The organism is Nocardia noduli, from assembly GCF_019038455.1.
GTDB lineage: Bacteria > Actinomycetota > Actinomycetes > Mycobacteriales > Mycobacteriaceae > Nocardia > Nocardia noduli.
In genome coordinates this window covers 1-26,864 of sequence record NZ_JAFMPL010000076.1, presented here as the reverse complement: position 1 = coordinate 26,864, position 26,864 = coordinate 1, and the positions used below count along the sequence as shown (strand labels likewise).

Here is a 26,864-nt window from a genome sequence, read left to right as displayed (position 1 = left end):
CCAACTTGACGAGCGGCCGCATTCTTCGACCAACGCCGGGAACCGATGGCGTTCGATCTGCGTCTAATCTTCTCGACAGGTGTGATGGGCGGGGAGGGCATGTTGGCCAGCGAGGTGCAGGTCCAGGTGGACCGTTTGCGGGAGGCAGCGACGTTCGCGGCTGGCAAGGCAGACGCGATTCGTGACGAATTGACCAAACTGGATAATTCGGTCGGGAAAGAGTTGCTTGTCGATGGCTGGCAGGGAAGAGCCGCCAGCGCGTATGACGAGTCGTGGAAGGAGTGGAAGCAGGGCGCCGAAACCGTCATCGCCGCCCTTGGCGACACGTCCTCGCTGTTGAGTGCTGTGGCGGTGCAGTTCGAGGTACGCGACGCCGCGAACGCTGCGGCGATCACCGGGGTGAGCAGCCTCGACCTCCCGGATCTGTGATGAGCGACGCCGACAAGTACAAGGTCGACCTCGACGAACTCGACGCCGCGATCGCGACGATGGCCGCCTTCGGTCAGCGTGTAGAGGATTGGCTCGCCGAGGTCGACAGACACATCGCCGATCTGCACCTGGCCTGGAGCGGCGAAGCGGCCGCCGCACAGCAAGCGGCACACGACAAGTGGGTGGCCGGGGTCGCTGAGATGCGGGAAAACCTCGACGAACTACGCGAAGTCGCGGCCAGGGCGCACGCGAACTACACCGCGGCCCTCGACACGAATACCGAGATGTGGCCCTGATGGCCCCACCGATCAACGTCGACCCCAACGGATTCACCAACGCGGCGACCGAGTACGAGCGAGTCCACAACACCCTTGTCGATTCGGCCACCAGGTTCTCCAATCGTCTCGCCGCCAACAGCGCAGCCTGCGCCGGCTCGGACAACGCGGGCCTGAAATGGGCGCAGGGTTACGACGAGGCAGCGTGGAGCACCGTAGACGCCGTGGGCGACCTCGCGCTGGCGGTCGGGCAGATGCACGACCTGCTGCAGTTCACCGCCGCCAACCACGCCAACGCGAACTCCCAATCCGGGCCCGACCCCAAACCTGGTGACCTGGTCTTCCCCGCGGGAACGCTGAAGATCTACGAGCCACCCGAACCGCCGTTGGCGTTCGGTGGTGATGATCCCGAGCCCACCGGCTGGAGTTGGGTTCGCGGCTACGTCCAGGGCGAGTTGTGGCCCAACGCAGATGTCGGCGACCTTCGCCTGACCGGCGCGGCATGGCGCGACATGGCCAGCGGCTTGCGTATCGCGGCAGCGATGTTGCCCGCGGCCCGCGCCATGATCGAGTCCCAGCAGAGCACCGAGACCGGCCAAGCACTCGAACAGGCCGATCTGGTCAAAGCCGAGTTCGACAACCTCGCCGGAGTCTGCGACAACATCGGCGACAGCTGCTACGCCTACGCCAGCGCGGTCGAGCAGACCAAGAGCGCCGTCAAACGCATGCTCATCGAGATGGTGGCCCTCGTCGTCGCCGACCAGACAGCCGGCGCGATCTTCGCCGTCTTCACCGGCGGCGGCTCCGAACTCGCCGCACAGGGCGGCATGGCAATCCTGTTCGCTGCCTACGGAGCACGCATCGCCACCACGATTCGCGCCCTGGTCGGCCTGGTCGAAACGGTGCGTGTGCCCGCAGCGGTCGCACAGGCACTGGCCCGTAGCAGCGAAGCCCTCGGCCCGCTGCTGCGGGCGCGGCCCGCATTAGCCGAAGTCGGTGGCGCTGCCGCCCAAGGACCGTTCATCTCGTTCTCCCGCCTCCGAAGACCCGGGCTGTGGGTGGACACCGAACGCCAGATCCTGGCCAACACCAAGACCTGGCGCAAGCCGGGGGACAACGCCGACAACTTCTACACTGTGAAGTCGGATCCGGATGTGAAGGTCCCGATCGACAAGAACTACACCAAGAACCCCGAGATCACACAGCTGCCCAAAGACCCCAAGGGCCAGTACTACCTCGACTCGGCCAACGGCGTGCGCTACCCGGTCAACGGTCAGTGGGACTTCGGACACAACTCCGGCTTCGAGAACCGCAGGATCATCGCCGACGCCCAGTCGAAGGGATGGACCCAAGAAGAACTCACCCAGTACGTCAACAGCCATCCCGAGAAGTTCCACGTCGAGGACTCGACCGGAAACCGCAGCCACAGAAGGGAAAAGAAATAGATGGCCGACACCGACGAATGGGGAAGACTCCCCCTGCACTACGCAGCACTCGAGGCAGAACTCGACCAGGTGAGAGACCTGCTCGCCACCACCGACGTGAACATCGTCGACAACCAGGGGTGGACCCCTCTGCATTTCGCAGCGTCGGTGGGCCGCACCGACACCGTGAAGTTGCTCCTCGACCACGGCGCCGACGTCGACGCGGTCACCGAGAAAGGCATGCCGGCGATCTACTGGGCCGCCACAGCAACCGAGGGCGATCCGATCTCCACCATCCGAGTGTTGCGCGCCCACGGCGCCGACCCCCGCAGGGAAACGATCAAGACCTACTTCGGCCTGAAAAGCTCACTGCACTACATCAACGAGTGGGATAGCGACAACCCCATCCGCGCCGAGTTCGCAGACCTGCAATGACCACCGATCCCGAGTTCGACCGAACCATCGCCGACATACGCGCCAAAGCCGAACAGGTACACCACGCCCTACGCCGAATCACAGGCACCGGCACCGCCGGCAACGGCACCGTGACCGCCGTCGTCGACGCGGCCGGTCACCTCCGCGATCTACAACTCACCCCGGCTGCCTACCGACACGGCGATCGCCTACCCGGACTCATCCTGCAAGCAACCGCAGCAGCCGAGAACGACGCAGCCCGCCAAACCCAGGCCGCCCAGCAACCGCTGCTCCAAGACCCACTCCTCGCCGAAGGGATCCGCGCGATGGATGAGACGTTAGGCCACCACACACCGGCAGCCGCGAAGACACCGATGAGCGCCGACGAGATCACCGCCGCTGACGACGCATACTTCGAACGCATGAACCAACGAGGATGGCGGTAAACCGATCGCCGACCACGGCGATGATAATCCGCGACTCATCGCCGTCTTGAGTCCATCTCGTCTGCGGATCTGGGGTGGACCCCAGCACCACATCCGCGGCCGCCGGGAAGAGTATCAGGCGGGTTTGCCTGCAGCGGACCTCCTCGATTCCATGCAGGCCAGATAGTTTGAGTCACACCACCCGGTTCGACTCAAACTATCTGGACCATCGCAGGTCCACGCATCGCTTATAGACCAGAAATTCTGAGCCGGAACAGGTCAGTGGCCGTGCGATATCTGGTTGCCAGTTGGCTTTCCGAGGCTAAGTTGACCGCGTCCTTCAGGGACCGCGATTCCGACGCATGGTCTAGTAGCTGACAGCGCCGGCCATGCCGACATAGGTCTGGCCCGGGTGGAGTGACCGGCCCGCGCTACCGCAGGAGGTGTCGTGGATGGTGATCACGCGTCCAGTCTTGGAGGCGTTGTAGACGCTGGTGATGAAGTGGAGGTTCTCTCCGCTGGAGACGCATCCGTGTTCTTCGATGGGAACTGTGCTGCGTGCAGTGTGCTCGCCCAGCTGGATGGGGCTCATGTCGGAGCTGTGGTTGATCTTCGTGCATGCGAAGTCGTATTGGCTGAGGCTTCGGGCGAAGTCGGTGCATTGTGTGGCGATGTCGCTGCCCTCGTCGGCGTACGCGGGGGAGGCCGCGAGTCCGAGGGTGGTGAGCACGGCGGCGGTGGTGATGACAGTGCGAATGAACATTTTCGTCCCTTTCGAGCGCGATTGATGATTTAGCGGGGTAGCTGATCGAAGGGGCTGGTCCGTGAGACTTGGCCCCGACGGTTTCGAAGTCGCTGCGGTGGGTGCGTGGTTGCGGCGTGAAGGACACCTCGACCGCACCCCTATCAGCGTCTGTTGTGTGGGCCGGATGACCGGCTCAGAACTCAGTGGGCACGCCGTCTGCGGCGGACTTCGTCCTTGTTGACGCGTACGCGATCGGGAAGGCCGCAGCGGCGCGCTGGCCGTCATCAGTACTGTCCTCCCTTGGGGCGACAGACGAACTGGCCGGGAAAGCATCTCGGATGGCAGCCAGGGTGGCAGACCGGACTGCACGGATTGCAGTCCGGACCGCAATTCCCGTCCCGGTTGCGCTGATGCTCAGCGGTCGCGTTCCCGATGGCGGTCCTGGCGGTCGCCAACTCGTGACTCTCGATGACCTGTCGTCAACCGGACGCCAGCACGTCGCCTACCCGGAGGGACCGGGTGAAGACGCACGGGCGCACTGCCCCATCGGGGTATATGGCAAGGACATCGCCTGCGCATTGGCCGCACAGTTCCTCGAGCGGGGTGTCGGCTTCGGTGTTCGCCCGACCGGCGCGGCGAACGTGATCGACCTCGATGTTCTCGACTCCCAAATCGGTCAGGAGTCGGCGGGCTTGTTCTATCCGCTGATCCTCGAGCACCGTCACGATGCCGACCCTTACCGGAACGCCGAGGATGATCGCTTTACAGATGTTCTCGGTGGTTCGTCTGTGTGCCAGGGTATTTCCGGTGATCAGCGTGTGCTGTTCGGGTTGATCGGAGTAGTAGCTGGTCGCCAGGCGGACGTTGTGCTCGATCAGCAGGTCCCAGATGTCGGCGCGGACGCGGACCAGATTCGAGTAGACCTCGGTAGCGATCCCACGCGACGATGCGTGCCGGATGAGTTCGGGCAACGCGGGATGGAGCGTGGGTTCCCCGCCGATGAACTGGATCTCACGGACTCCGATGTCGGCGGCGTCATCGATGACCGACAGCCAGTCGCTGGTCGTCATCGTGCCGTGGGTTTTCGTGGGGCCGCTGTCGGCGTAGCAGTGCGTGCAGCTGAGTTGGCAGCGTCCGGTCAGTTCCAGCCAGAGAAATGTTGCGCCTGGCGGTGGTGATGATTCGACCGTCGTCATAGCTTTGCTACTCCTGATTCGATGAATGATCGTTGTATCGATCTCAGGATATGAGCAGGTCAGCGTATTGTTCTGCGCAGAATGCGCAGACTCCTTCCCGATTTGCGCATGAGGGTGGAAGGCAGTGGCGTCGGGTCAGGACATGCGCAGTCGCCGTCGGCGCACGTCGGTGGGAGATTGCGCGAAGCGGCGGTCGAAGGCGCGGTGGAAGGTGCTCAACGCGTCGAACCCTGACGCGTAGGCGATCTCGCTGATCGAGGCGCTCTCCTGGGGATCGGTCAACCTCCGGTAGGCACGCTCGGCCCGAGTGTCGGCGATCAGGCGGGCCGGTGCCGATGCGCCGATACTGCGCAGCGAATACTCAAGTTTTCGTCGTGAACAGCCCAAGTGCACGGCCACCGAATCCGGAGTAAGCCGTGGGTCGCTACTGCGCTCGGCGATGAAAGAGCGCGCGGCATGGGCAAGGGCCGCGGATCGGGATTGTTCCTGTCTGCTCGGCTTGTGCAACGCGAGATTCAGCAGCTCCATCGATCGGGCACTGATCTGTGTGAATTCGTGGCCGGTCAAGCCGCCCGCGTGATCGGATATGGTGCGAGACAGGGCCAGTACCGCCGCAGTGGAACCACACTCCGGACTCAGGAGCAACGGAGTGTCGTCACCGAACGCATCGCGGGGTACATATTCCCCGGGAACACCGACCGCCCAGACACGCGTGCCAGCGGGAATCGACACACACAACTGACGTCCCATGTCCAGCAGACCGAGTCGACCGCAGGAAACCCCGATCTCGTTCTCTCCGTGGCTGATCACGATGTCGGAGCCGTGCGAGACAATGGCCAGCGCGCTGCGATACTCATCGCAGTGCGCCTGTCGTCGGGTTCTGATGTAGTCGACCGCGTCAGCCGTGGCGTCGACAAGCTGGAATCCGCCGCCACGCTGGACCCTCATGGTCCCGGAGAACTGGAAGGGGCGTGCGATACCGAGTCGCATATCGCCCTGGTTCGTCCGGCTGTGAACACCCCAGTAGTCGATCCGATCGGCGGCCGCGACGATGGAGGTATCCACGTCCACTGTCTCGTACCCGGTGTCCACACCAACCCTCCCAGAGACAGAGGCGGCCAGAAGTTATGTCTTGCACACGAAGTCGGCCCCCTCATCGTATCCTGGCCGACGCCGTCGAACGAGCACGACAGCGAGAATCGAATGCACAGGTCAGCGCCATGCCACCTCAGCCCGCCAACATCTCGGGAAGATCTTCTCCGCCATCCGGATCAGCATGTTCCCCAGGTGAGAGGCGACACGACAGTGGGTTCTGGCACCGCAAGCGTGAATCGCTACTGCGGCTGACCATCCCGTCTCTGTCGCTTGATCAGGACATCTGTCACCGAGATCGCGCGCCCAGCGGCATGAGCGGATGTCTGTGATGCTGGGTGTCTTGGATGGAGTGAATGACTGCTCGAAGGCTAAAGTCGGATTCATGAGAGACCGACCCGTCCTCGTCGTGGCCTTGATCGGGGGCTTCATCGGCGCAGTGCTGTCGAGTCCGTTCGCCGTGTACTTCGGCTTCGGCACTCCTGCGCTCGCTACCGCCATTGTCGGGGTGGGAATCTTGCTGGCTGGAGGCATCATGTTCGGCGGCCTCTGCGCTGCACTGGCATGGGCCGTCAGGTCTGATCGGCGTAACGGTGGTTACCGCTGTCGCGGTGAGCGCGGGCATAGCTTTTCGAAGCTATGGTGCGGCCAGCAGCCGTAGCGGACGCGGTAATCGGGCAGAGAGGACGTTCTATGGCGGGCAACTCGCCTAGAGCCACCGCGCGTGCGGTCGGTGACAGCAGTGATGGAGATCTGGTGACAGATAGGTTTGATCAACGCGCCCGCGTCCCACCAGCTCGAGCGTGGCGAGTGGTGACCGATCAGGCGGTTGGCCACAGCTACCGCGGTTGACCATCGAATCTATTGCTTGGTCACGCCGTCTTGTCGGTTCGGCGTGGCTTTCGGTGTTCGTGACGGCAGGTTGTATCTCAGGGGCGGGTTTCGTCGTTCACGTGGTGCTGTCGTCGCAGTACGGTCCTGGCCAGTTCAGCGGAAGTTCCGGTGGTGGTGTCGACAGTCGTGTCGTAGGTGTAACCGTGGTCGTGGACTGTGCGGAGGTGTCCTCGCGCTAGCCCGATTTCATTGCCGCGCGCCAGTTCCCGCTGCTCGGCGACGGCCAGTGGACAAGTGACGCGGACCAGCTGAACATCCAAGCCGTTCAGCGCATCCATCCACACCGGCAACAGATCGGGAGTAAGCAGCATCTCGTCGATGACCAAATCATCGCCGCCCTAAGCGAATTGGGCGGCCGCAGCACATGCGGACTGTAGCATCCGTCGCCCGACATCGCCGTACCGCACGGTGACCGATGGGCGGCCGCCCCTGTCGCTGGCGGTGCGGTCATACCAGAATCCGTCGCGACTGAGGACTGAGACTACTCGATCGCACCGCCGATGCTTACTTCGTGATCCCTCAACAATGGCAAGCTCGCCGCGATCGTGTCTGCGTCATCCCCCGCACCGATACCATCCGCATCGACATCAGCACCACCTGCAATGACAACTGAACCACCAGGGCCGCCACGATCCACGACACAAACACGAACATTTTCTATCGAAGGATCGGTCGATGACCGCATGCCTTTTCCGCGCGGTGCTCATGACCGAGTTGGTCGGTACGTCGAGAAAGTTGGTAGCTGCCGGGTGCGGGGTGAGGTTCACCCAAGGCCGGGTAGTTAGTGTTTTCGCTTGTCATGCAAGGGGTTCGGGTGTCCAGGTGGTGGCGCTGTAGATGCCTGGTCCGAGTTTGTGGATGAGGCCGTCGTCTGCCCACCGGCTCAGTTGTCTGTACATGGTGTTGAGGGTGATGTCGCCGAAGTGGGCGGCGATGTCGCGGGCACGCCACAAGCGGGTGGGGTCGGTGGTGAGCAGGGTCAGGATCCGGTGACGGCGGCGCGCGGTGGGGGCGGAATGGCTGTCGTGGCGGGAAGTGGTTGGCAGCGAGGGCGCTTCGGTGTCGGGCACGACGATGGCGAGGTCGATGCCGGTGACGGCGCGGCTGGTGTCGGGGCGCCCGTCGTCGCGGCGTTCGTGGTAGCGCGATATCGGTGATTTGACCTTGCGGGTGCTGATGCGTCGACGTCGCGGTGGCAGGAGGTGGTCCAGGATCCGAGCACCGATCCGCCCGATCGGGTGGTTACCTTCGTCGGCGGCGACTCCGGCGGTGATGACCTGGTCGCGGGCGGTCTGGAACGCGATGGTGAAGCTGCAGCGGTCGGGGTCGGTACCCGGCCGGGACTCTGCGGCGTCGACCATCACCGTGCGCAGCACCTGGTAGAGGCTCAGCAGCGCCCACATTTCCTGCTCGACACCGACCGGGTCACCCGAGCGCAGGACACGTCCGGCCATGATCGTGTGGCGCAGCGCGTAGTAGGCGGACTCGTGTTCGGACCGCTGGTGGTAGAGGCCGACCAGTGTCGCCGCCGGGTAGCGGCGGGCATCGTTCAGGGTTGTCACCAGGTGGTAGTCGGCGGTGAATGCTGTGCCGTCTACACAGGTCACGGTGATCCGGGCGTCGATGATCCGCACCGGGACCCCGGCGATGACCGATAAGTACGAGCCGTCTCTCAGACGGGTCAGGACCGGGTTGCGGCGGTTGCCGCGCAGCCGGCCCAGCACCTGAGCGCCGGTCGCGGACACCTTGGCCAGGAACTCGTTGCTGTCGAAGCCTCTGTCCCACAACACCAGCATGTCCGGTCCCAGAAGATGCAGCAGGCCGGAGGCGTAGCCGGTCTCGCCTTGGTCGGTGGGTCCGAAGACCGCCCCGATCACCGCGCGGGTGCCGGTCTCCACCAGTGTCATCAACTCCAGCATCGGGTAGGCGTATCGGGCGGTCGCGCTCAGCCAGGCCCGGTTGCGGGCGGTGTCGGGAACCTTCTGGGAGGTGCAGCCGTCGAAAGACACCATCCGATAGGGTCCGAACCGAACACCCGGAGTCCTCGGCTGCGCCAACGGCCCGGCCACGATGTCGAACAATGCCCGCATCGGCGCGACTCCCACTCGGCGGCGCAAGTCCCGCAACGCTTTCGAGGTCGGGGCGGCGGTCGGTATCCCGATCAACGCGGTCGTGAGTTTGTCCCAGACCAACCGGTAACCCACCTCGGGGAACAAGCACATCGCCAGCAGGAAGTAGACACCGACCCGCGACGGGAGATCACGCAACCGCCGTTGCACCGATCGTGTCTCGGCCAGGACCGCGTCGACGAGTTCAAAGGGCACCACCACGGTCAACTCACCCAGATGACCGGCGGCGAACCGGCCCGCGGCCACGGTCACCGACCGTGTGATCGTCGTCAACGTGGGAGGCAGGGGAGAATGAAACGGCAACGGAGCTCCTCGGAACAGATGTCTTGGTCGACTACCTGAACCAACGAGCTCCGTTGCCCTATACCCGAAACCCTTAAACCGCTTGCGCCACCAGCGAAAACACTAACTACCCGGCCTTGGGTGAACCTCAGGGCTCCGGCTCCGCGAGAGCCCCGCACCGGCGATCAGGTGGTGGTACTGCGGTAGGTGGTGAACAGGCCCAGCACAGTGATCAGGACAGTCACGCCTGCTTCCTCTCCGGCCAGCAGGCCAGCGGCTCCGGCCAGCGCTACGGCCACCCCGAGCACCAGCATGGGATGCGAACGTGGTCCGGTAGGTGGAACGGGCTGGTTGTGCTGATCGATGGGCGGGGGCGGGGTTACGCTCATTACATCTCCTGACGGAAGTGGCCCGGCGATAACGACGACCTCGAAGAGCGGATGAAGTTCACCGAGTACTACATGCGCCTGGTGATCGAGCAGTTCGAACACGCTGACCTGCTCGCATTCACAGGCCCGGTGGACATCGAGGGTCCGACACCATCCTGAACCAGCCACCCGCGCATTCATGCCGCGCACTGGGCGCTGTCTCGCCGCCCGGACCGCAGATCGGTGCGGCCGTGGTCTGCGACGGTCTCGGCTACCTTGGTCACGGGGTGGTAATTCGCCTCCAGCTATCGGAAATAGCGTGCATGATGTGCGGGTGAGGTAGGGCAGTCCTGCCTCGTCGGTGTTGTCCGCGAAGGAGTTTCATGCCCACGCGCCAGATTGTGATGTCAGTCCTCGCTGGAGTCGCGATGATCGCGGTAGCCCCCGTAGCCGCCGCGCTACCGTCGGGCAGTGGCGCACAACAGCCGACTGAGCCGACGGTGCGCATCGGTGACTACTGCGGATCGACGTACTCGCCGTCGACGCGGACCGCCCGCACCGCTGATGGCCGCCTCGTCTACTGCGTACAGGTCTCACACACCGATGCATTCGTGTGGTGGCCGACCCCGCAAACCATACCCGTCGACCCACACAACGCCGTCTCGCCAGGCCACCCGTGTCTGGACGAAGGTGCGCGATGGAGCGACCCGAACGGTCGAGAGATCTTGTGCGAGAAGACCCGCAACGGCCGCGCCGCGGGCAATCTGGTGTGGATGTTCGCGGTCTGAGCCACTCCGCCGTTGCCCCCTTGCCGCCCACGACTCCCGAGCTGCGCGATATCCAGCGCAGAACTGCTTGTCGGCGCTACGGCGACTTCCACCACCTCGGCAGCGCAGAGCCTCGACGGATGTTCGACTGACCACCGACTTGCCACGAATGCGCGCATTCTCACCGAGCGGTGGGGACCCAAATATGCTGCGATCATGCGTCTTTGGGAGAACGCGTGGGCGGACGGCTGTGAGCGGCGGATCTTCGCCGAGCAGGTGAGCGGGTTGACCATCCGTTGTGGTGCAACGTATTCGACACTTCCGGGTGGTTGACGAGGCGGTGACCGATGCGTTGTGGGAGCGGTTGGAGGCGTTGATTCCGTTGCAGCAGCATCGTTTCCGTCATCCGGGGCGGTGTCGGAGCAGTGACCGTGCGGCGTTGGAGGGGATCTTGTTCGTGGCTCGCTCCGGGATCGGTTGGAACCAGTTGCCGACCGCGTTGTTCGGGGCCTCGGGTGCGACGTGCTGGCGGCGGTTGGCCGAATGGCAGGAAGCCGGGGTGTGGCAGCGGTTGCACGAAGTGGTGCTCACCGAACTACGCGCGGCGGGGAAGCTGGAACTGTCGATCGCGTTGGTCGACGGGTCGCATCTGCGGGCTTTGAAAGGGGGGACCATGTCGGTCCCAGCCCGGTCGCCCGCGCGAAACCCGGCTCCAAGCACCACCTGATCACCGACGCGTACAGGACACCCCTCGCGGTGAGGCTGACCGGCGGAAACCGTCACGACGTCACGCAACTGATCCCGCTGCTGGACGCGCTACCCACACTCGGCGGACGCCGAGGGCGGCCGTGGCGGCGACCCCGCTACCTCTACGCCGACCGCGGCTACGACTACGACAAATACCGCCGACAACTGCGTGATCGCGGAATCGTGCCGGTCATCGCCCGCCGCGGCACCGGCCACGGATCCGGGCTCGGGGTGGTTCGTTGGCCGGTCGAACGCAGCTTCGCGTGGCTCCATGCGTTCAAGCGTCTGCGCATTCGCTACGAACGCCGCGCCGACATCCACCAAGCCCTACTCAGCCTCGCCTGCGCGGTCATCTGCCTCCGCAAACTCATTCTGAACTGATCTGTTAGTAGTGCGGTGTTCAGGCTGATGTCAGGCTGATATAGTTGGCAACTTTGACGGCACTCACTGATCCCGGCGAGCACCGTCAACGAGCGCTTTTCGTATTCCCGCGCCGAGATGCGTCAGCTCGTCTCATCTATATGGGACGGCCCAAGTTCAAAGATATTCGTCTGCGGCAAATATGACATGTCGTATTATCTAGGGCTGCTGCTAGGTGTTCTGTCGCTCTTACGCGGCGTTAGTCTGACGAATCAGCGTGCCAGACTAGCAAGAGACAGCAGCAAGTGCGTTGATTCGGGGTGCCAAATATCGGAGTGAGCTCCCTCAGGTCGCTGGTATCGGCCGCGACTGTAGCGCCAAGTCGCGTCGACGTTCACAATCCGGGCGTCGAAGTCCTCGTGGGAGTAGGGGTCGCCAGATTTGTGCAATCGTATCGACCGGACCTGTTCGGCGGTGCCGCGAGCCCCGGAATAGCCGATTCCGGGAGTCCCCTCTGCGATTCGATGCCACATCCCGGTCGCCCGATCAGCAGTGGAATGGGTAAGCACGATAGGGCCATTGATCGGCGCGTCACCGAGTAGACGCGAGAATCGGGCTGCAAAGATGTCTGGTGGCGCGGCCATCTGGAAGACCAACAGTGTGTCCACGGTGTACGGATACTGTGGGTTCGGTCGATTCCAGCCCAACGTCGTCGGCCGACTGTCTGCGGCTGCTTGCACGGCCTCGACAAGGAATCGCCCGCCGAACGAGTGCCCGACGCAGTGCAGGTACTGTCCACCTGCGCCGCGTAGGGTGACCGGTGAGCCAGGGCGGTGGCGAGTTGCATCCAGGTAGCCGAGGAGTTGGGCCAGCATCTGAGCTGCGCGTCCGGCGGTTGTCATCTCGTGTGCTCGGTCACGTATCCGGCGGTAACCGGACAGGAACGGGTTGCTCGACGACGGCCATCGGACTGTCACGTATTGGGTGGACCAAGAGCCGATGGCGGGATAGAGATTCGATTGCTGGTGAAAGGTAGCTTCCACAGATGCCTGCAGGCGGTGCCCGGCAGCGGCGGCCTTACTCGCTGTGTTCCGCCATCCGTGGACGAATACGACGATATCGGTGGTGTCTGCCGAAATATCCAGCTGGTCGGCCAGAAAACTCTCGATGGTATTTGCCCGCACTGGTCTGCCGGTGACCGGATCCACATAGTCACCGTTTTCGTCGAGATCCAGCAGGGTGTGTACAGGATTCCAGCTGGATGAATTCTGAGTGTTCCTCACTGCTGCTCCGTCCGCCAGAGATGAATGTCGATCCCGCGATACATAGAGAAGATCAGCCCGAGTGGATTTTGATATCTGTCCGCGAATTCGCGTGTGAGGGTGCGCATAATGTCTCCCAGCTTCGTTCCAGGCTGGAGAAAAGCGGTGAATAGTCTGGTCGTATACTCGAGCGCGAATGCCCTGGGCAGGTCGACTTGCGGTCCGACCAGGCAACGCGCTCCATAGTGCAGCAAATGGTGCCCGAAGGCTTGGTAGAACAGGGAAGCCATTTGCCCTCCCTGGCATGCGCTGACGAACACAAAAGGCTTGGTGGGAAGGTGTGCCCCGGACAACCACGCGATTATCTCGCTGCTGTAGATCTTTTCTCCGTCGCCGAGCATCAGATAAGATCGCCCGGACTCACCTCCGCTTACCTCTGCGTGGCAGCCGAAATACATGATGTGATCGTCGAATTTCGGATCCTGCAACGCGGACGCGAGCTGATGCTTTTCGCGACGAACTGTGACGTCTGTCCGTTCGGTGAAGAATGCGTGCAGCGGCGCAATGAATGGTGTAGGCGGATGCTCCTCGTCCACGCCGTCATCGATATTTAGCCCGACGACCACCCGATCTCTTGCGACCATGACGCGGCTGTCGAATCCCGGCACTCTTGAAAAAGTGTGTTCGACCAGATGCTGGTATCCCCAGAAACCTTCCATCGACCATGTCGGGTCGGAATCCCACGGCGACGCAGTGTCATCTGGTGGGACGTACAACACTGCCCACGGGGCAAACAAGTCATCGGACTCCATCGTGATCACCTGCTCGTCATCACGCAGGGCTTGTACGAGTCGGTCGCCGATCTCTTTCAGTCCTGAGTCACCATCCTGAAATAGCAACTGGAACATGGTGTAACCCGCTCGAGCGAGCGTAAGACCGATTCGATCGAGGCGGCCACGGTCGGCGGGCCGGGAAAGGTCCCACTCCTCGACAAAGGGGAATCTCTTTCTGCCTTCGTTACGCTCGTGGTGTTCGATAACCTGTTCCTGCCAGATCGAACGCAGGTCTCCGATCCCGGCATCGATGGTGGTGGCCTTGACATTGAGCTTGCCACGGTAGCCGCCGCCGCCGTCCTGGGGAAATGCGCTGCCCCATGCTTGCAGCGTGTAACCCTCGTCATCCCTACTGAAACGAATGTGGATGGTCCGGTTCCTGTTGTAGGAGACGTCGGGAATCTGCCGCAACCCATCGGTGTGATCGACCGTAACGGTGGTGTGCAGGTCCCGGCTCACCACATGCTCACTCACCTTTCGGCTGACCAACGAGCAGTTCCGCGCGAACTACCTGAAGTACCTGGCTGTCTCGATCCAAGTACACCATGAACTCCAGAACCGCCAAGCCGGACCGGTACGGTACAACATCGAAAAGAATAGGGCCGCTGGTGCGATCGACCTCCAGAACCGCCACTTGAGTCATCGGTCGGACGCTGGCGTGATCCGATTGCAGAAGTACACGAAGGCGGACGGATCGAGGAAGTAGCTCTCGATCCGCATGCTCGGCAGAGAGCACTTCATCCGGCACCACCGCGAAAGCCACACGCGTGCATTCCCCCGCCTGCGGCGGTTCATCGGAGACGCGTTGGACGCGAATCCTGCGCTTTCCCTTCGGTATTGCGTCGATATCTGGCAAGGTAATTGGTACCTTGGGTCGCGTATCATTGGCTTCGGGGCTGTGTTCGCGTTCGTTCGGTGGCGCCCCAGCCATTTCTTCATTGGCCTGCAATTTCTCTGCCATAGAAGCAAGTAGGTTGAGTGACTCCTCGGACAGATCGAACGCGCGACTCAACAAGCGACGCAGTCCATAGCTCTGCACTTGTGACAGTAGGTGAAGGTCGTGAATTATCTTGTCAGCGTAGATATCGTTGAAGAAGTAGTCCGGCTTGACCTTGAAGAACCTCGCCAGAACGGCAACAATCTCGTCTGACGGGTTGGTCCGCTTCCCCCTTCGTAGCTGCGATAGATATGAAGTCGAGATCGTATAGCCGGAAATCCGGAGTGCCGCAACCACCTCTGCGGTGGTATAGGGCTTGCGCCCTGGTGGATGCACCATTTCGAACAGCAAGTTGAGCCGAGCTGCGAAGTCAGACATGCGAGTCCCGCCCAGTTCCCTTCGCTGCGCTGACAATCGTCATCTTGGGCAGAAGTCTGTGAATGCTGCACCTCGGCCCGCAATCCAGCTCAAGGATAGACTGCATCGCCCGATTGCGGCACAGCTTCTCCGGTGTGGGAAAGCTGTCGCGCGGCGGGTGGGCTGTTTCCGTGCCCTAAGAGCTCCTAACAGGTTCGTTTGAGTGGCGATGACTGTCGTTGCAGTGCAGGATGTTTCGTCGTGGCGGCACCGTGGATAGCGGATGACTGGTTGTGGGCAGTGATCGAGCCGCTACTGCCGGTCAGGGTACCGGGGACACCGGGTCCGGCGCGGATGGACGACCGGCGTGCAGGGCCGCTGCGGGTCGGTGTCGGCCCCGACGGCAAAGTGCGACGCACGATATCGGTGCCCGGCACAGGCATCTACGACACCGAAATCATCGGCCGAGCCAACAAACCCGCAAATCCCACAGATCGTCCGTCGTCCGACGTGCAGCCGCCGCCACCGCCGCCGGTCGGGTCGCGACAGATCGAGCCATTGGTGCTCGAGCATCCGATCACGGCCAAGGGCCACACCGTCACCTTCGACGGATGGTGGATCGACATACAACGCACCGGCATCACCGCCAGGCTCGCAGCTAAGGTCAACTCATTCGATTCCACACGGATCCCGCTCGATCGCCTCGTGCGCGTGGAGTGGAAGCAGCCCTCGATGCTGGTCAACGGCCACCTGCGATTCGTCGTCGCCGACGAAGAGCCCTCCGCCCACGGCTCGGTGGTGGCCGCGGCCGACCCCAAAACCGTCCTGGTGACCAAACAGCAGGTCGAACGTTTCGAACGCCTACGGGCCGCCCTGTCGGAAGCGCTCGGCAGCGACCGCACCCCGCACCCCTCGGACACGGCAAACCCGGCACGCACCGACATCGACGACACCGACCTGCCGCCGGGGGACTGTGCGGTCGCGACACCCCCGGCCGCACCGCCAGGCTGGTATCCCGACCCACTGTTCCCAGCACTGTGCGCTGGTGGGACGGGACGAGTTGGACCCCACACACTGCCCCGCAACGCTGACATCGCTGCGCGCGACAGCTCGCCGCGGAGGAGACTCGGCGCCGCGACTACCTCATCGACCCGAACTCTCGAGGTCAGCAAGTGAGTTCAGAGCAGTGCCAGCAGCAGTATCGTGATCGGGATCATTGAGAGGTATCCGAGGATCAATCCGGCGATCGCGAGCCCGTCTCCGCGTTGTCCGGTTGTGCGTATTTCGCGGAGTGCGGCGTGTCCGAACAGGATCGCCAGGGGTGGCAGCAGGATCCCGAGTACGACAGCGGTGACCGCGAGGGAGTTGGTTCCGAGGTGACTGGTCGATGATGGTGCGCCGCTGATCTTGTCGGCGGTCACCGGCTGTCCTTGGGCTGTGTATCCGACGACCGGGAAAACCGGTTCCCCAGTGTCGGTGAACCCGATCGGCGTGGGCGCGGGATCGAGGCGTTCGCGGACCGAGGATCCGTCGTGGCGTTGCAGGAGCGTGTCGAGGGTCGGCCGCTCGCCGGGAGATGATGCCGGCGGCGTATCGGTCGATAGACGGCTTGCGAATACAACCACTAGTAATATCGCACCGAGTGCTGAGATAACAGGAAAGCCGCCGGGTTTCACCGGTATTGCGATACCTGCCACCACCATCACGAGCCCTATCGCCAGGGCGGGGCCGCGAACGTCCCTCATATTCCACTCCGCCATTTGTTGCACGGGCTAATTCTGTTCAAGGGAACCACTTTCCGTGCCGGGCGATGCTATCCCCGACAGCGTTTTTATAACGTCTCGTTCCGAAGCTGCGAGATTTTCGGCTCCCTGGCGAGCTGGCCGGTCGCCAGGATATCCGGACAAACCGTTCGGACCGAAATCGTAGGCCAGTCCGGAAGCACCGACAGCGACACGGGTAGCGAAGTCCGAAACCCGACGGATCCAGTGATCGTGATTGTTGCGAGTGCGACTGCGACTGGAGTCGATCGAGGCTTCGAATGCCAGATCCGGCCCCGAGGGCGATCAGCCGAATAGGAGCTTCCGATGGACTTTGGCGTGGTCCAGGCGCAGCAACAGCGGATGAGCACCTGCCCTTTGTCTGCGCGCGTACCGCATCGGATGTGGTTCCCAGGAGTAGTGCTCGAAGGCTCGCGGGGGTCGGATGCCAGCAGGGTGCGATTGTGGGATGCCCGCACCCGTCAGCAGGTCAGGCCAACGCTCGTCGGTCACAACCGCCGCGGCAACAGATCTAGCTTTCAGCCCCGACGGCACTCTGCCCGCAACCAGCGCAGAACTCGATGACCACGCCGTAGGGCTCCGGGATATGGCCGAACTGCGATAACAGCATCAGCATCAGAGGCGTTGGATGACACAGTCAGGCCCGGCGTGAACGCACGGCGGGACGCGGAACGCGAACTCCATTGCGGCGCAGTCAGCATGGTCCGGCGACGGCGCAGACTCAATTCAGTGTCGCGCTCTGGAAATACATACGTAGTGCAGGCGCGGAACACCAGCCGAGGTCAGTCGATCGGTGCCACGAGCGCGTCGAGCATGACACGATCCTGGCTTGCTGGAACCACGGCACATCCAACCTCGACGTGTGTTACCGGCCCTCCGCATCGGCGTGTCAGAAAGTCGGTATAGGCCGCGAGTCCCCGTGTCCGGTCCGAGCGCCAATCGTTGGATGTTCCCCGCGTGATTGCTCGGTGTCGGTGGGTGAATCCGGCGGCCGTCGCCAGTGTCAGGACGAACACCCCGTGGCCGTTCGTTGCCCGGAGCTTTTCCCAGTCCTTGCTGAACCAGTCGATGGACGCCTGTTCTCGATTGTTGAGAAAGAAGTGAGTGAACGCCGACTTGAACTCCACGGCGGTCTCGTACACACGCAGGTCGATCCGGCTTCCGAGCATTGCCTTGACCGGTATCTCGCGCTCGACGGCCGCGTGTGGAACCCCTGCCTGCACAAGTCGTAGGATCGTTTCCCACACCCACTGTGATTCTCCCTGCGCGAACGAACTCGCCAGCGCCAACCGATCCAGACCAGCAGTGTCATGTCCGATCGCCTCCAGCGCGCTGACGACCAATCCGACCGAGCGACCCGAGGTTTCTCCGAGATAGTCCGCGATACCCACCTGCGACATCTTCCTGGTCGCAGCGCCATCGTGCAGGCCAGGCCGGAATCGGTCCGTTGCGTCGGCTACTGGTCGACCTCCAGCAGCCGATCACGCCAGAACCTGCTTCTCGCTAGGGCCATTCGAGACCGGCGGTCTGCAGACCGGTCCATCAGGCGCCGATTACTGCCATTGAGGTGGGGGCCGGCACCGCGGCCTGGCTTCCACATCGGCGGGCATATCAGTGCGGAGGTATTCCACGGACTCGCAGCGTTCGTCCTCGAACCGTCCACAGCGCGTCCGCGGAATCGACTGGTGAACGCCCCCGACGTGGCGCCAGCAAGCCTGAATCCCTGCGGGTTTCGGGCATCGAAATCATCCGATTATCCGATCAGTTGCTCGTGACCGTTTCCCGCCAGCTAACGTGAGGGTCGCGCGGCATGAGCGTCTACGCCGCCTTCTAGATGAGGAACGATGACCGACCCATATCAGCCACAGTCCGGCAGTGCCCCCGAGTGGCCCACAACAGCTATCCCATCCGACGGAGTCCCGCAGCCCGGCAATCTCGTGCCCGCAGCAGGGTTCCCGCCGCCGACCGGGCAGATGCCGACAGCCGGATACATGCCGACCGCGCCCCTGCGTGAGGTGTCGATCGATCATCGCCGACAGACATTGGCGATGGCAGTCGCGCACGAGGTCGCCCGTGGAGCCCGCGTGGAGTCGCAGACCGAAACCATGGCGATCATCGTGACCGGGTCGAAACTCAATCACGTCCTCCACCTGATCCTCACCCTCGCTACCTGCGGCTTCTGGGGCATCGGGTGGTTGATCGTGGCCGCCGCGCAACGAGAACACCGCGCGAGCATCACCGTCGATCCATACGGGCAACTACTCAGGCAGCAACTCAGCTGACCGACAGTCGCAAAATCCGCCCAGAAACCCGCAACATCCCGCGCACAGCGGGTTTCTGGCAGCGCGCGGCAGCAACATCACCAACCGCGGGACCCGCGCAGACTTGCAGACTTCAAACTGCACCGGATGCCCTACGCCGCCGAGCGACCGGCGATGGTGGCAGTACTTCCTGGCGAGGACGAGACCTCGACCGGCCGAACAGTATGTGACCGCACTTGCAAGGACAGTGTTCGCGCACTCGGACTGATCGGCAGCGATCCACCGATGTCGTTATCTGCGTTCCGAATCGAGACCGCTGCCGACGCCCTCGCGCAGTTGACACAGTTCCCCCACCACTGGGACGCACGCCAAATGGCTGGCGCAGTCGTTGCAGTCGGGCCGATCCGGCTCGCCCTGCCGATGCCCTACGACTGGCCGGGCCCGGTCTTCCCAGTAGCGCGTCTCCGGATTGGTCGAGTCGGGGAACGACGGCGTGGATGCCATCGTGGCGACGACTCTCGTATGCGGTCCAGCACGACGCGAACCGACGCCTGATCCAGGCGCTGGCCCGCGGATCACGGCCGGTATTCAAGCAGCGCCGGTATCGACGGTGGATGGTTGCGCAGATGAAGTCGCAGCCGGGTGCACCACAGGCTGCCAGAGGCCGACCCCGTCGCTGGCTTTGGCTTCAATCCGTCTGTTGTGGCAACCGGCCAGATCCCGCCACGTCGGGACAAGGTCCGCGACACGCCCGGAAACTGTGCATCGGATCTCTATCGGGCCTTCGCACCCCCTGCCACGGCGCTTTCCAACGGTCGCAGTGTCGAATTGACAAATCCGGGCTGGGCTACTCTCGGATGCCGGAGATGGCCGACGTACGTCTTCGGCCCGACAGACAACAGCGCTATATGCCGACGACAGGGGAGAAGCCGAGGACCGATGACCGACGTGAACAGCGACCACACTGACGACCTACTGGCGACCCTCAACTACCTGTCCAACCGGGAGCTCCGAGATTTTGGAGCTCCCTCGGAAAGGTACGAGGTTTCTTCTACCGTCGTCGAAGTTCACTTGGACAGCACCTTTGCCACCATGAGCGATCTCCTGCACCTCGCCTTATTAAGCAAAGAAGCACAAGATGCGCCGGAGATGGAGAAGACTCTGTGGGAAACAGACTTCACCTTCAAATCAGTACCGTGCACCATGCGGCATACCAATTTCGGCGTAACACTACAGGTGTATGTTGCCGACAAGGGGGACACACTTGGTCGTTCAATCGGCGATGAAATCGCCAAGCAGCTCCGCAAAGCGGCGAAGAATATACAAGAACGGATCGTGGAACCCCGGATCGCTGAACAGCGAAAGAACAACAACGTGGAGATCGTCAACCAACACAACCGATACCAGGGGTTGTTCTCCTATTTCAGAGACAGGCTCGACGAATCTCTGCACGTTACGACATCCGAAGAAACTTCTCCTACAAGCACGGCACCTCTCACGACCGGGCCGCCCGCCGATGAACTCGCACAGGGCCTGACCCACCTCCTGCAGGGGGTCCAGTCCGAGGTCGCCAGACGCCACGAGATCGCCTACCTTGCCACGGCGCTCCTGGCTGGGTACTTCTCACTGATCCAGCACCGCCTCATCCTCCTGACCGGATTCTCCCCGAGGGCGATGGAGAACGACTTCTCCGTGGATGAACTGCTGACGATGGAATGGCGAAAGCAGTTCGCCGCGGCTATGGCAGGTCGGACGTCGCCTCACGATCAAAAAGCACTCACCAATCTCTCGAATCTGGCAAGGACTTACAGGAACACCTTGCTACATGGTGGAGGCGGACGCCTCGCAGACGGCATGTACATCGAATGGGCTCCAGGCTGTCACTCGATCGTCACCGAGCGCGGTGAGTTCACGGACCAATATATGCTGAGCCAACCTGCGGTCACCGCTGATCAAGCCGAAGAGATACTGGCGAAGATCGGCGAAATCGAAGCATGGTTTAAATCCCTGCCCTACTTCCCCTGGATCAACGAGGGCCTCGCAGTCAACTTTCGACGAAGTGCAGTCGAGACCGCGCTCCGCCATCTTCAAGAGAATACTGTGTCGAATTATATTGAGTACGAAAGCGAAGGTTACGACCGCGATCTCAACTTCGAATGGTGAATTCGTCCATCGAAACGAACGCATCAATGGCTGACGTGTAGACCGCGCAGCGCCGAAACTCGTCTATTTCGGCTCGCGATATGTCATATCTAATTGTGTTCGGGCAAAACCCTTGCGGCACAATGCAACCAGAGGAGAGGGCCTGAAAATCCGATAAACATGACAGCACCGGAAAAATCTGGAAAACCCGACGCCGAGGAGGCGCACCACAGTCCGACACATCACCAGCCGGCGTGACTGTGAAATGTTGCTGACTTTACCGGCTCGGTCGCTTACGATCGTAAGACATTGATAGGATGGTTTGGTGGTATACGACATACCCGAGTGGGCGCTGGAAGCGGCGGCTCGGCTCGGCATCGAGCCGTACGAGATCATGCAGGTACTCAACGGGCCGGGACGCCGATGGCCGCGTCCTGTGCGCGGTCCAGGTGATCTACCCGCTCTGATGATCATCGGTCGTACCGCTGCCGGAGTCCCGCTCGCGGTGGTCGCCCGACCAATCGCGCAATGGGATCAGCAGGTCATCGGCGTATTAACGGTGACCGGTGAACTCCTTGCCGAGTTCGAGAAATGGGAGGCACACCATGAGTGAGCAGAACAGATACCCGAGCAATGCTGACCAGGCCGAGCAGTTCCTCGGCGCTTTGCGCTTCGACGACTCTGCCCCCGAGCCGGACCTCCCTGGTCCGGATACTCCGGTGACTGTGTCCAAAACTGTCCGTATTCCGTTCGAAGTCAATGAGAGTATCGAGGCAGAGGCCAAGAACCGTGGAGTGCCGTTTGCCGTTGTGTTCCGTGAGTGGCTCACGATCGGGATGGCGGCGGCGACCCAGGACCAGAGCGATGACGCCCCGGTCAGTCGCGCCGAGGTTCGTCGAGTTCTGACATTGGCGCTGTCCAGTTTGCATCCGGTGCAACGCTCGGCCTGACAGCCCCCGCTCGCACCCGATGATCGGTTCTCGAGGTCTGATCCGGCGAACCCGACACCGACACCTTCCATGCCAGTGTCCCGATGACGGTGGAAGTATGGGGGCCGACGTCGACCGCACCGATGTCTCGGTCCGAGTCGTCGTCGCCTTCGACAGCGACGGGACTACCCGGAGTTGATGCTGTCTGAATCCCACACACCACTCGGGATACCCGAAGCCTGCAAGATCGCGGGCAACCTCCTCGAAGCGGTCGACCTCTCCGCCGACAACCAATAAGCCGCCTTGCGCGTCGGCCGAGAAACCGCCGGCCGGGAGGCGGCGAGATGGCGGGAGGTCTACGAACTCGCGATGCGACTACGCGGGTATGAGGTCGCAGCTGATCCGGACGCCGCGCGCCGACGACGAAGAGTGGTGGGAGAGCTACATTCCCGGCGACCTGCCGTTCGATCAGACCGAGATGCAGGCCGCCTTCGCCCATGTCGCGACGTTGCGCCGGTGCTGGCCCCGCGGGGCGGGCGGGTCGGTCAGCTAGGTAGACGTTCGCGGCCCTGGTAGAGGGATTCGACGAGCAGTTCGCCGCGGCGGGCGATGGGATAGCTCACCGTTCGGTCGGCGCGTCGACCGAACGTCTGGTTCGTGGGGCGCTGGAACCAGTGATCGATGCGGGTGGCGGTGATCGGCGACTGCTCGCCCTCGACCAGGATCATCACGAAGGGGGCGAAGGTCATGATCCAGCATTCGTCGGCGGTGGAGGAGTCGGTGGTCAGGTCGATCGTGATCGCCGAGGCGCTGGTGTTCAGGTATGCCGTACCGGCGTTGGCCAGCGCGACGTGCAGGGTGAACGGTGCGATCGAGGCGGGTTCTTCGCTGAAGTAGGCAGCTTGGAGCTGGGGATGGTCATCGAGCAGTCGTCGAGTGTTTTGCACGGCGAGGATCCCGCCGAGGATCTGGCGGGCGATGCGTCCGGGATGCAGGTTCCGCATCGTCTCGGGGTCGACACCGCGACCGTGTTCCAGCGGCAGTATCCACGCCGATCCGTCGGAGCGGTTCCGTGTCCACAGGTCGTTCGGATCCGCACCGAAGACATGGCGGTAGGCTGCACCGCATCGGGGCAGGTGGCCCAGGACATCGGCGTGCCATGCGGTGTAGGCCTGCGGGAGACCGCGTTCGCTCGCGCCACCGTTGCACTGCATGCACAGGGTCTCGAGGGCGTGGCCCTTCGGGAACTGGCGGAACACCTGGAACTCGTCGCCGAACTGCTGATACAGCGTGACCTCGGAGTTGTTGCCGGTCGCTTCGGGCGGCAGATGCTCGCGGGTCATCTCCTTCTCCTGGCCGCAGTGGCGGCACCAACCCGTATCCATCGGCCCATCGTTCACCCGCGCACGGCACCCACACAACTCGATTTCCGAGCACCGGCCCGATCACGGCGGAGGCCGAGTGTGACATCGAGTATCGTCCGTCGTCGATCGGGCGGGCGAAGGTGGTGGCGGTTGCGATTCGGACTGCCCCGGCGGGGTGGAATTGGAGGTTTTCGATGGTTGGATCCGCGGCACGGCCGCCTCGCAAACGTACACGGCGTTCGCCGCACCCCACGGTGGAGGACGCGCCCACCCGATCGTGGATCGACGCGCCGTGGGCGACGACGACGATGGTCGTGGCGCTAACGGGTCTGAGCTTCTGGTGCTTGGATTCCCTGCTCGGCGCCGGTGTGGAGATCAACGCCGCGCTCGCCGCGGTGGTGGCGATCCTGCTGTGTGTCGGCCGAGTGTGCGGGCTTCGGATGAACGAGGCGGTCGGGTCTGTCGCGGCGAGGCAGCGGCGATGACCCCTGGAACGAATGTGCTGGTTCCGAAGTCGGCGCTCGAGGCGCTGGAACTGATCCGGATCGAGCGCGGCTACCGATCCCGCAACCAGACCGTGCGCGCACTGTTGAAGGAGTACGTCCTCGACCAGCAGGACCGCGACCCGCAGCAGCGGCTGATGCACGTGGCCACCCTGATGCGGTACCCGTCGCCGCACCGCGCGGAACGGACCTCGAGGCAGGGCACCGGTGTGCCGCTGCGCATACCCGTAGATAGGCCGGCATGGGATACGCTGCGGGCCTTGGCATTCCGACTGCCTGGACAGACCATCGGCCGAGGCATCACGACTACCAGGCTCGCCCGAGAACCGACGCGGTCCTGACCGCGATCGCCCGAGTCCGACCGTTGGAGGACCCCGCAGTGGGAACCCACCAACTGCTGACCCACCGCCAGGCGCACGGGCTGTGGCGAATCGTCGTCGACATCACCCGATCTCGCCGCGAGGCCCAGCCGCGGGCAGGTGAGGGCGGCCCCAGGAGGGCTTGCCCGTGATCCGCTGCCTGAACTTTCGAACAGGTCGACCAAGACACCGCGATGGCCTATGTCAACGACGGAGGCCCCTTAGCCGATCTGCGAGCGTTCGGATTCGTTCGGAATTCCGACAGCTTCGCTGCCTCGTTTGTGCTGCTCAACGATGCCGTTGTTTCGGCTTGGTTCGGCTTGCCTGTTTCCGAATGCTTGCCACTGGGCTCGACCCGCAAGGTCGGGTCATGACCGCAACAATGATCCTCACCTGCATTACGACCGCGATCCTGATCATCCAGTCCGCCACGCGCATCCCCGCCGCTGTGGCCGAACTGCTGCATGAGTGCCAGCAAGTGATCACCGCGGCCCGTGACCTGAAAGCCGCTACACGACAGCGCAACCACCGCCTTCGGGTCGATCGCGGACGTGGCGCCCGTCGCCGCGATCAACGAATTCGGCGATCGCGGTGAATGTCTACGGAGTCGCGCGTGGACGGGGCTATTCTCCACACACGAGGCCGAGGAGGGGGCAGGACAGAGCAGCTATGGTCGATCCGAACACCATCAGCACCCGTGCAGAACTGGTCACCGCGATCGCGGAGATCGTCAAACGCGGCGGCCGCAGCTACGCGGACGTCGCCGCTGACTCCGGGGTGGGGGTCGCGACAGTCCATGCCATGGCCAACGGCACCAGCTTTCCTCGCTGGACATCGCTGGAACCTCTGTTGCTGACCCTGTGCGAGCTCACCAGCCACGAACTCGACGCGTGGCGCGGCGCGCACGGCCGGGCTCGAGCCAATGCCGCCAAAGACTCTCGACAGTCACGAGACTCCGACACGGTCCACCCTGGCCGACCCGCGAGCATCGAAGCAGATGTGGTTCGCGACAACAGCCCGCCCGAGCCACCAGGTGAGGCGAGGGCCGCGGCCGCACCGGCAGGCATGGCTGCCCGGACCGCGCCCTCGCGCGCGTCGGCGAAGTTCGCCGCACCCAACCCGACGCTCGAGCAGTTGGCCGAGGAGATTCGCCTCCGGCTGCAGCATGCCGAGGAGAGTCTGGCGGTCGAATTGCCCGACGCGCTGCCGGTGCGATGGGACGAAGTAGCCGAGCGTGCAGGGGATGCGTGGGCCAATATCCAGAGATCGCGCCGGACAAGTCCGGGGGCACTGGTCCACGCCGCACCGATCGACCTCGGCGGAGAGCTCAAAGACATTCTCGAGGTCTATAAGAAGGTCCCCTCGGGACGGCTGGTGATCCTCGGTGCCGGGGGGCAGGGAAAGTCCGTGCTCGCGATCCGCCTGAGCTTGGACATGCTGGCCGAGCGGGAGCAGGGCGACGACGTCCCTGTCATCATCGATCTCGGAGCATGGCGTGGTGATATCCCGGTAAACACTTGGATCCGCGACCAAATCATCCACCACTTCCCTCAAATGGATGACCACGCCGTAGCGGGCCTCATCGATGACAGGCGGATCTTGCCGGTTCTGGATGGATTCGATCAGATCGCGCAGGATCTGAGAGCTGCGGCGATGGAGGCACTCAATGTCACACCACGCAGACCCATGGTGCTGACATGTCGAACCAACTCCTATCCGCCGAATCCCGGCGCGTTGTTGAAGAACGCCGCCGCCATCGAGCTGCAGTTCCTGTCCTGCGACGAGGTGGCCGACTACCTCGACACGATCGGATCCGAGTGGGAAACGGTCACCACGACAATCCGGGACCAGCGCGGTGACTGCGCCGTGATGAATGTTCTTGCGACACCACTGATGTTGTTCTTGGCTCGCAGCGTCTTCGGGACATCTACCGGACACGGACAGGACCAATCGACGGCACCCGCTCGGATACTCGATGGTCGATTCGCCGATGAGTCCGTTCTCCGAGCTCACCTCCTCGAAGGGTTCGTGCCCTCGAAGTTCCCGATCCGGCACCGCAGAGCGGCGGACACGACGAGCGGAACTCAACACTGGGACCGACGCCCGGACCTCGTGCCTGGTTGGCTGGGCTTTCTCGCCGCGCACGCGGAAGCGACCCAAACCATCGCATGGTGGCAGCTGGTGGACTCGGTTCCGCGCTGGTTCCGTGTGTGCGTCTATGTCGTCCTCAGCGCAGGATTGGGCCTGGTCGCGACGGGGCCAATCCTGGGTTGGGATGCCGCGTTGCTGATCACGACGGTCGGGGCGGCCGTTGCCGGGGTCTATGGATGGTGGCACGTGGGCGAGCCCCCGTACCGTGTTGAACTGGCTTTCGGAGTCCGAGACAGACGCTTTCAGCAGGAAGCGTTGTTGGGACTTCCTTTCGGGTTCTGCGCGGCGATCTCCGGCTGGGTTCTGGTCGGTTCGGGTGGGTGGCGATGGCTGTTGCTGCCGATCGCCGGACTGGTGGGAGGCACGGTACGTGCTGCGGTGGGGGCTTGGTGGCTTGGACGTGAAAAGCCCTTCGTCAGCGAACTGGTGGTCATCGGG

Annotated in this window: 29 protein-coding genes and 1 pseudogene; 17 read left to right on the top strand and 13 right to left on the bottom strand. The window is 63.0% G+C overall.

The window, feature by feature from the left end:
* Positions 1 to 45 precede the first annotated feature (45 nt).
* The 5 genes from JZ792_RS29485 to JZ792_RS29465 are packed head-to-tail and all read left to right on the top strand — an operon-like array spanning position 46 to position 2,988.
* Positions 46 to 429: a WXG100 family type VII secretion target gene (locus JZ792_RS29485; protein WP_254190517.1), complete on the top strand. Its 384-nt coding sequence runs from the start codon at positions 46 to 48 to the stop codon at positions 427 to 429.
* Positions 429 to 725: a WXG100 family type VII secretion target gene (locus JZ792_RS29480; protein ID WP_216915570.1), complete on the top strand. Its 297-nt coding sequence runs from the start codon at positions 429 to 431 to the stop codon at positions 723 to 725. The genes JZ792_RS29485 and JZ792_RS29480 overlap by 1 nt, the downstream gene beginning before the upstream one ends.
* On the top strand, positions 725 to 2,149 hold the full coding sequence (locus tag JZ792_RS29475) for a GH-E family nuclease (RefSeq protein ID WP_216915568.1): 1,425 nt from the start codon (positions 725 to 727) through the stop codon (positions 2,147 to 2,149). Before JZ792_RS29480 ends, JZ792_RS29475 begins: the two co-directional genes overlap by 1 nt.
* Positions 2,150 to 2,563, top strand: coding sequence for an ankyrin repeat domain-containing protein (locus JZ792_RS29470; RefSeq protein ID WP_216915566.1), 414 nt, complete (start codon positions 2,150 to 2,152; stop codon positions 2,561 to 2,563).
* Positions 2,560 to 2,988, top strand: a complete 429-nt coding sequence (locus tag JZ792_RS29465; RefSeq protein WP_216915564.1) for a YbaB/EbfC family nucleoid-associated protein — start codon at positions 2,560 to 2,562, stop codon at positions 2,986 to 2,988. Before JZ792_RS29470 ends, JZ792_RS29465 begins: the two co-directional genes overlap by 4 nt.
* Positions 2,989 to 3,334: 346 nt before the next feature.
* Here the strand turns inward: JZ792_RS29465 and JZ792_RS29460 are convergent, their stop codons facing one another.
* The 7 genes from JZ792_RS29460 to JZ792_RS29430 form a co-directional block, all read right to left on the bottom strand.
* Positions 3,335 to 3,730, bottom strand: a complete 396-nt coding sequence (locus JZ792_RS29460; RefSeq protein WP_216915562.1) for a hypothetical protein — start codon at positions 3,728 to 3,730, stop codon at positions 3,335 to 3,337.
* 461 nt (positions 3,731 to 4,191) lie between these two features.
* The gene (locus JZ792_RS29455) at positions 4,192 to 4,908 is read right to left on the bottom strand and encodes a radical SAM protein (RefSeq protein ID WP_216915560.1); all 717 of its coding nucleotides are present in this window, start codon (positions 4,906 to 4,908) and stop codon (positions 4,192 to 4,194) included.
* Between the two features lie 135 nt (positions 4,909 to 5,043).
* Positions 5,044 to 6,000, bottom strand: a complete 957-nt coding sequence (locus JZ792_RS43075; RefSeq protein ID WP_216915558.1) for a helix-turn-helix domain-containing protein — start codon at positions 5,998 to 6,000, stop codon at positions 5,044 to 5,046.
* A gap of 929 nt (positions 6,001 to 6,929) precedes the next feature.
* A complete protein-coding gene (locus JZ792_RS42265; RefSeq protein WP_254190516.1) occupies positions 6,930 to 7,220 on the bottom strand; it encodes a phosphotransferase-like protein in 291 nt (96 codons plus the stop codon).
* 155 nt (positions 7,221 to 7,375) lie between these two features.
* Positions 7,376 to 7,579 carry a hypothetical protein gene (locus JZ792_RS29440; RefSeq protein ID WP_216915556.1) on the bottom strand — a complete coding sequence of 68 codons (204 nt, stop codon included), beginning with the start codon at positions 7,577 to 7,579 and terminating at the stop codon, positions 7,376 to 7,378.
* Positions 7,580 to 7,691: 112 nt separating this feature from the next.
* Positions 7,692 to 9,275, bottom strand: a complete 1,584-nt coding sequence (locus JZ792_RS29435; RefSeq protein WP_216915554.1) for a transposase domain-containing protein — start codon at positions 9,273 to 9,275, stop codon at positions 7,692 to 7,694.
* Between the two features lie 215 nt (positions 9,276 to 9,490).
* Positions 9,491 to 9,694 (bottom strand): hypothetical protein, encoded by a 204-nt coding sequence (locus tag JZ792_RS29430; protein WP_216915552.1) that lies wholly within the window; start codon positions 9,692 to 9,694, stop codon positions 9,491 to 9,493.
* Between the two features lie 407 nt (positions 9,695 to 10,101).
* Between JZ792_RS29430 and JZ792_RS29425 the strand changes: the two genes are divergently transcribed.
* Both JZ792_RS29425 and JZ792_RS29420 read left to right on the top strand, forming a co-directional pair.
* Positions 10,102 to 10,461 carry a hypothetical protein gene (locus tag JZ792_RS29425; RefSeq protein WP_216915550.1) on the top strand — a complete coding sequence of 120 codons (360 nt, stop codon included), beginning with the start codon at positions 10,102 to 10,104 and terminating at the stop codon, positions 10,459 to 10,461.
* Positions 10,462 to 10,765: 304 nt separating this feature from the next.
* Positions 10,766 to 11,568, top strand: a protein-coding gene (locus JZ792_RS29420; protein WP_216915590.1) for an IS5 family transposase whose coding sequence is annotated in 2 segments (ribosomal slippage) — positions 10,766 to 11,102 and positions 11,102 to 11,568 — 804 coding nt in all. Because the reading frame shifts where the segments join, the coding sequence is not laid out codon by codon here.
* A gap of 251 nt (positions 11,569 to 11,819) precedes the next feature.
* On the opposite strand, the gene JZ792_RS29415 is transcribed toward JZ792_RS29420, so the two are convergent.
* The 3 genes and pseudogenes from JZ792_RS29415 to JZ792_RS42255 form a co-directional block, all read right to left on the bottom strand.
* Positions 11,820 to 12,830, bottom strand: a complete 1,011-nt coding sequence (locus JZ792_RS29415; RefSeq protein ID WP_216915548.1) for an alpha/beta hydrolase family protein — start codon at positions 12,828 to 12,830, stop codon at positions 11,820 to 11,822.
* Positions 12,827 to 14,116, bottom strand: coding sequence for a CHAT domain-containing protein (locus tag JZ792_RS43070; protein ID WP_216915545.1), 1,290 nt, complete (start codon positions 14,114 to 14,116; stop codon positions 12,827 to 12,829). The genes JZ792_RS29415 and JZ792_RS43070 overlap by 4 nt, the downstream gene beginning before the upstream one ends.
* Positions 14,117 to 14,552: 436 nt before the next feature.
* A pseudogene (locus JZ792_RS42255) lies at positions 14,553 to 14,957 on the bottom strand (helix-turn-helix domain-containing protein); the annotation flags it as partial.
* 240 nt (positions 14,958 to 15,197) lie between these two features.
* On the opposite strand from JZ792_RS42255, the gene JZ792_RS43555 reads away from it, so the two are divergent.
* On the top strand, positions 15,198 to 16,112 hold the full coding sequence (locus tag JZ792_RS43555; RefSeq protein ID WP_216915541.1) for a DUF4429 domain-containing protein: 915 nt from the start codon (positions 15,198 to 15,200) through the stop codon (positions 16,110 to 16,112).
* Positions 16,113 to 16,114: 2 nt separating this feature from the next.
* Here JZ792_RS43555 and JZ792_RS29395 read toward each other — a convergent pair whose 3' ends face one another.
* Entirely contained in the window at positions 16,115 to 16,696 is a 582-nt protein-coding gene (locus tag JZ792_RS29395) for a DUF4190 domain-containing protein (protein WP_254190515.1), read from the bottom strand.
* 803 nt (positions 16,697 to 17,499) lie between these two features.
* The gene (locus JZ792_RS29390; RefSeq protein WP_216915539.1) at positions 17,500 to 18,108 is read right to left on the bottom strand and encodes a hypothetical protein; all 609 of its coding nucleotides are present in this window, start codon (positions 18,106 to 18,108) and stop codon (positions 17,500 to 17,502) included.
* Positions 18,109 to 18,561: 453 nt separating this feature from the next.
* On the opposite strand from JZ792_RS29390, the gene JZ792_RS29385 reads away from it, so the two are divergent.
* The 5 genes from JZ792_RS29385 to JZ792_RS29365 all read left to right on the top strand — a co-directional run bounded on the left by JZ792_RS29385 (position 18,562) and on the right by JZ792_RS29365 (position 22,602).
* Positions 18,562 to 18,999 (top strand): DUF8108 domain-containing protein, encoded by a 438-nt coding sequence (locus JZ792_RS29385; RefSeq protein WP_216915537.1) that lies wholly within the window; start codon positions 18,562 to 18,564, stop codon positions 18,997 to 18,999.
* A 918-nt stretch (positions 19,000 to 19,917) separates the two neighbouring features.
* The gene (locus JZ792_RS29380; protein ID WP_216915535.1) at positions 19,918 to 21,141 is read left to right on the top strand and encodes a hypothetical protein; all 1,224 of its coding nucleotides are present in this window, start codon (positions 19,918 to 19,920) and stop codon (positions 21,139 to 21,141) included.
* A gap of 304 nt (positions 21,142 to 21,445) precedes the next feature.
* Complete coding sequence (locus JZ792_RS29375; RefSeq protein WP_216915534.1) at positions 21,446 to 21,733, top strand: hypothetical protein; 288 nt, start codon at positions 21,446 to 21,448, stop codon at positions 21,731 to 21,733.
* Entirely contained in the window at positions 21,726 to 22,070 is a 345-nt protein-coding gene (locus JZ792_RS29370; protein WP_216915532.1) for a hypothetical protein, read from the top strand. Before JZ792_RS29375 ends, JZ792_RS29370 begins: the two co-directional genes overlap by 8 nt.
* 364 nt (positions 22,071 to 22,434) lie before the next feature.
* Positions 22,435 to 22,602, top strand: coding sequence for a hypothetical protein (locus JZ792_RS29365; protein ID WP_216915530.1), 168 nt, complete (start codon positions 22,435 to 22,437; stop codon positions 22,600 to 22,602).
* On the opposite strand, the gene JZ792_RS29360 is transcribed toward JZ792_RS29365, so the two are convergent.
* Positions 22,595 to 23,434, bottom strand: a complete 840-nt coding sequence (locus JZ792_RS29360) for a hypothetical protein (protein WP_216915528.1) — start codon at positions 23,432 to 23,434, stop codon at positions 22,595 to 22,597. The two genes, JZ792_RS29365 and JZ792_RS29360, sit on opposite strands and share 8 nt — an antisense overlap.
* A 173-nt stretch (positions 23,435 to 23,607) precedes the next feature.
* Between JZ792_RS29360 and JZ792_RS29355 the strand changes: the two genes are divergently transcribed.
* The 4 genes from JZ792_RS29355 to JZ792_RS29340 all read left to right on the top strand — a co-directional run.
* On the top strand, positions 23,608 to 23,898 hold the full coding sequence (locus JZ792_RS29355) for a hypothetical protein (RefSeq protein ID WP_216915526.1): 291 nt from the start codon (positions 23,608 to 23,610) through the stop codon (positions 23,896 to 23,898).
* Entirely contained in the window at positions 23,895 to 24,257 is a 363-nt protein-coding gene (locus tag JZ792_RS29350; RefSeq protein WP_216915524.1) for a ribbon-helix-helix protein, CopG family, read from the top strand. The genes JZ792_RS29355 and JZ792_RS29350 overlap by 4 nt, the downstream gene beginning before the upstream one ends.
* A gap of 352 nt (positions 24,258 to 24,609) precedes the next feature.
* On the top strand, positions 24,610 to 24,870 hold the full coding sequence (locus tag JZ792_RS29345; RefSeq protein WP_216915522.1) for a hypothetical protein: 261 nt from the start codon (positions 24,610 to 24,612) through the stop codon (positions 24,868 to 24,870).
* A 74-nt stretch (positions 24,871 to 24,944) separates the two neighbouring features.
* The coding region (locus JZ792_RS29340) for an NACHT domain-containing protein (protein ID WP_216915520.1) at positions 24,945 to 26,864 on the top strand (1,920 nt) is incomplete at its 3' end.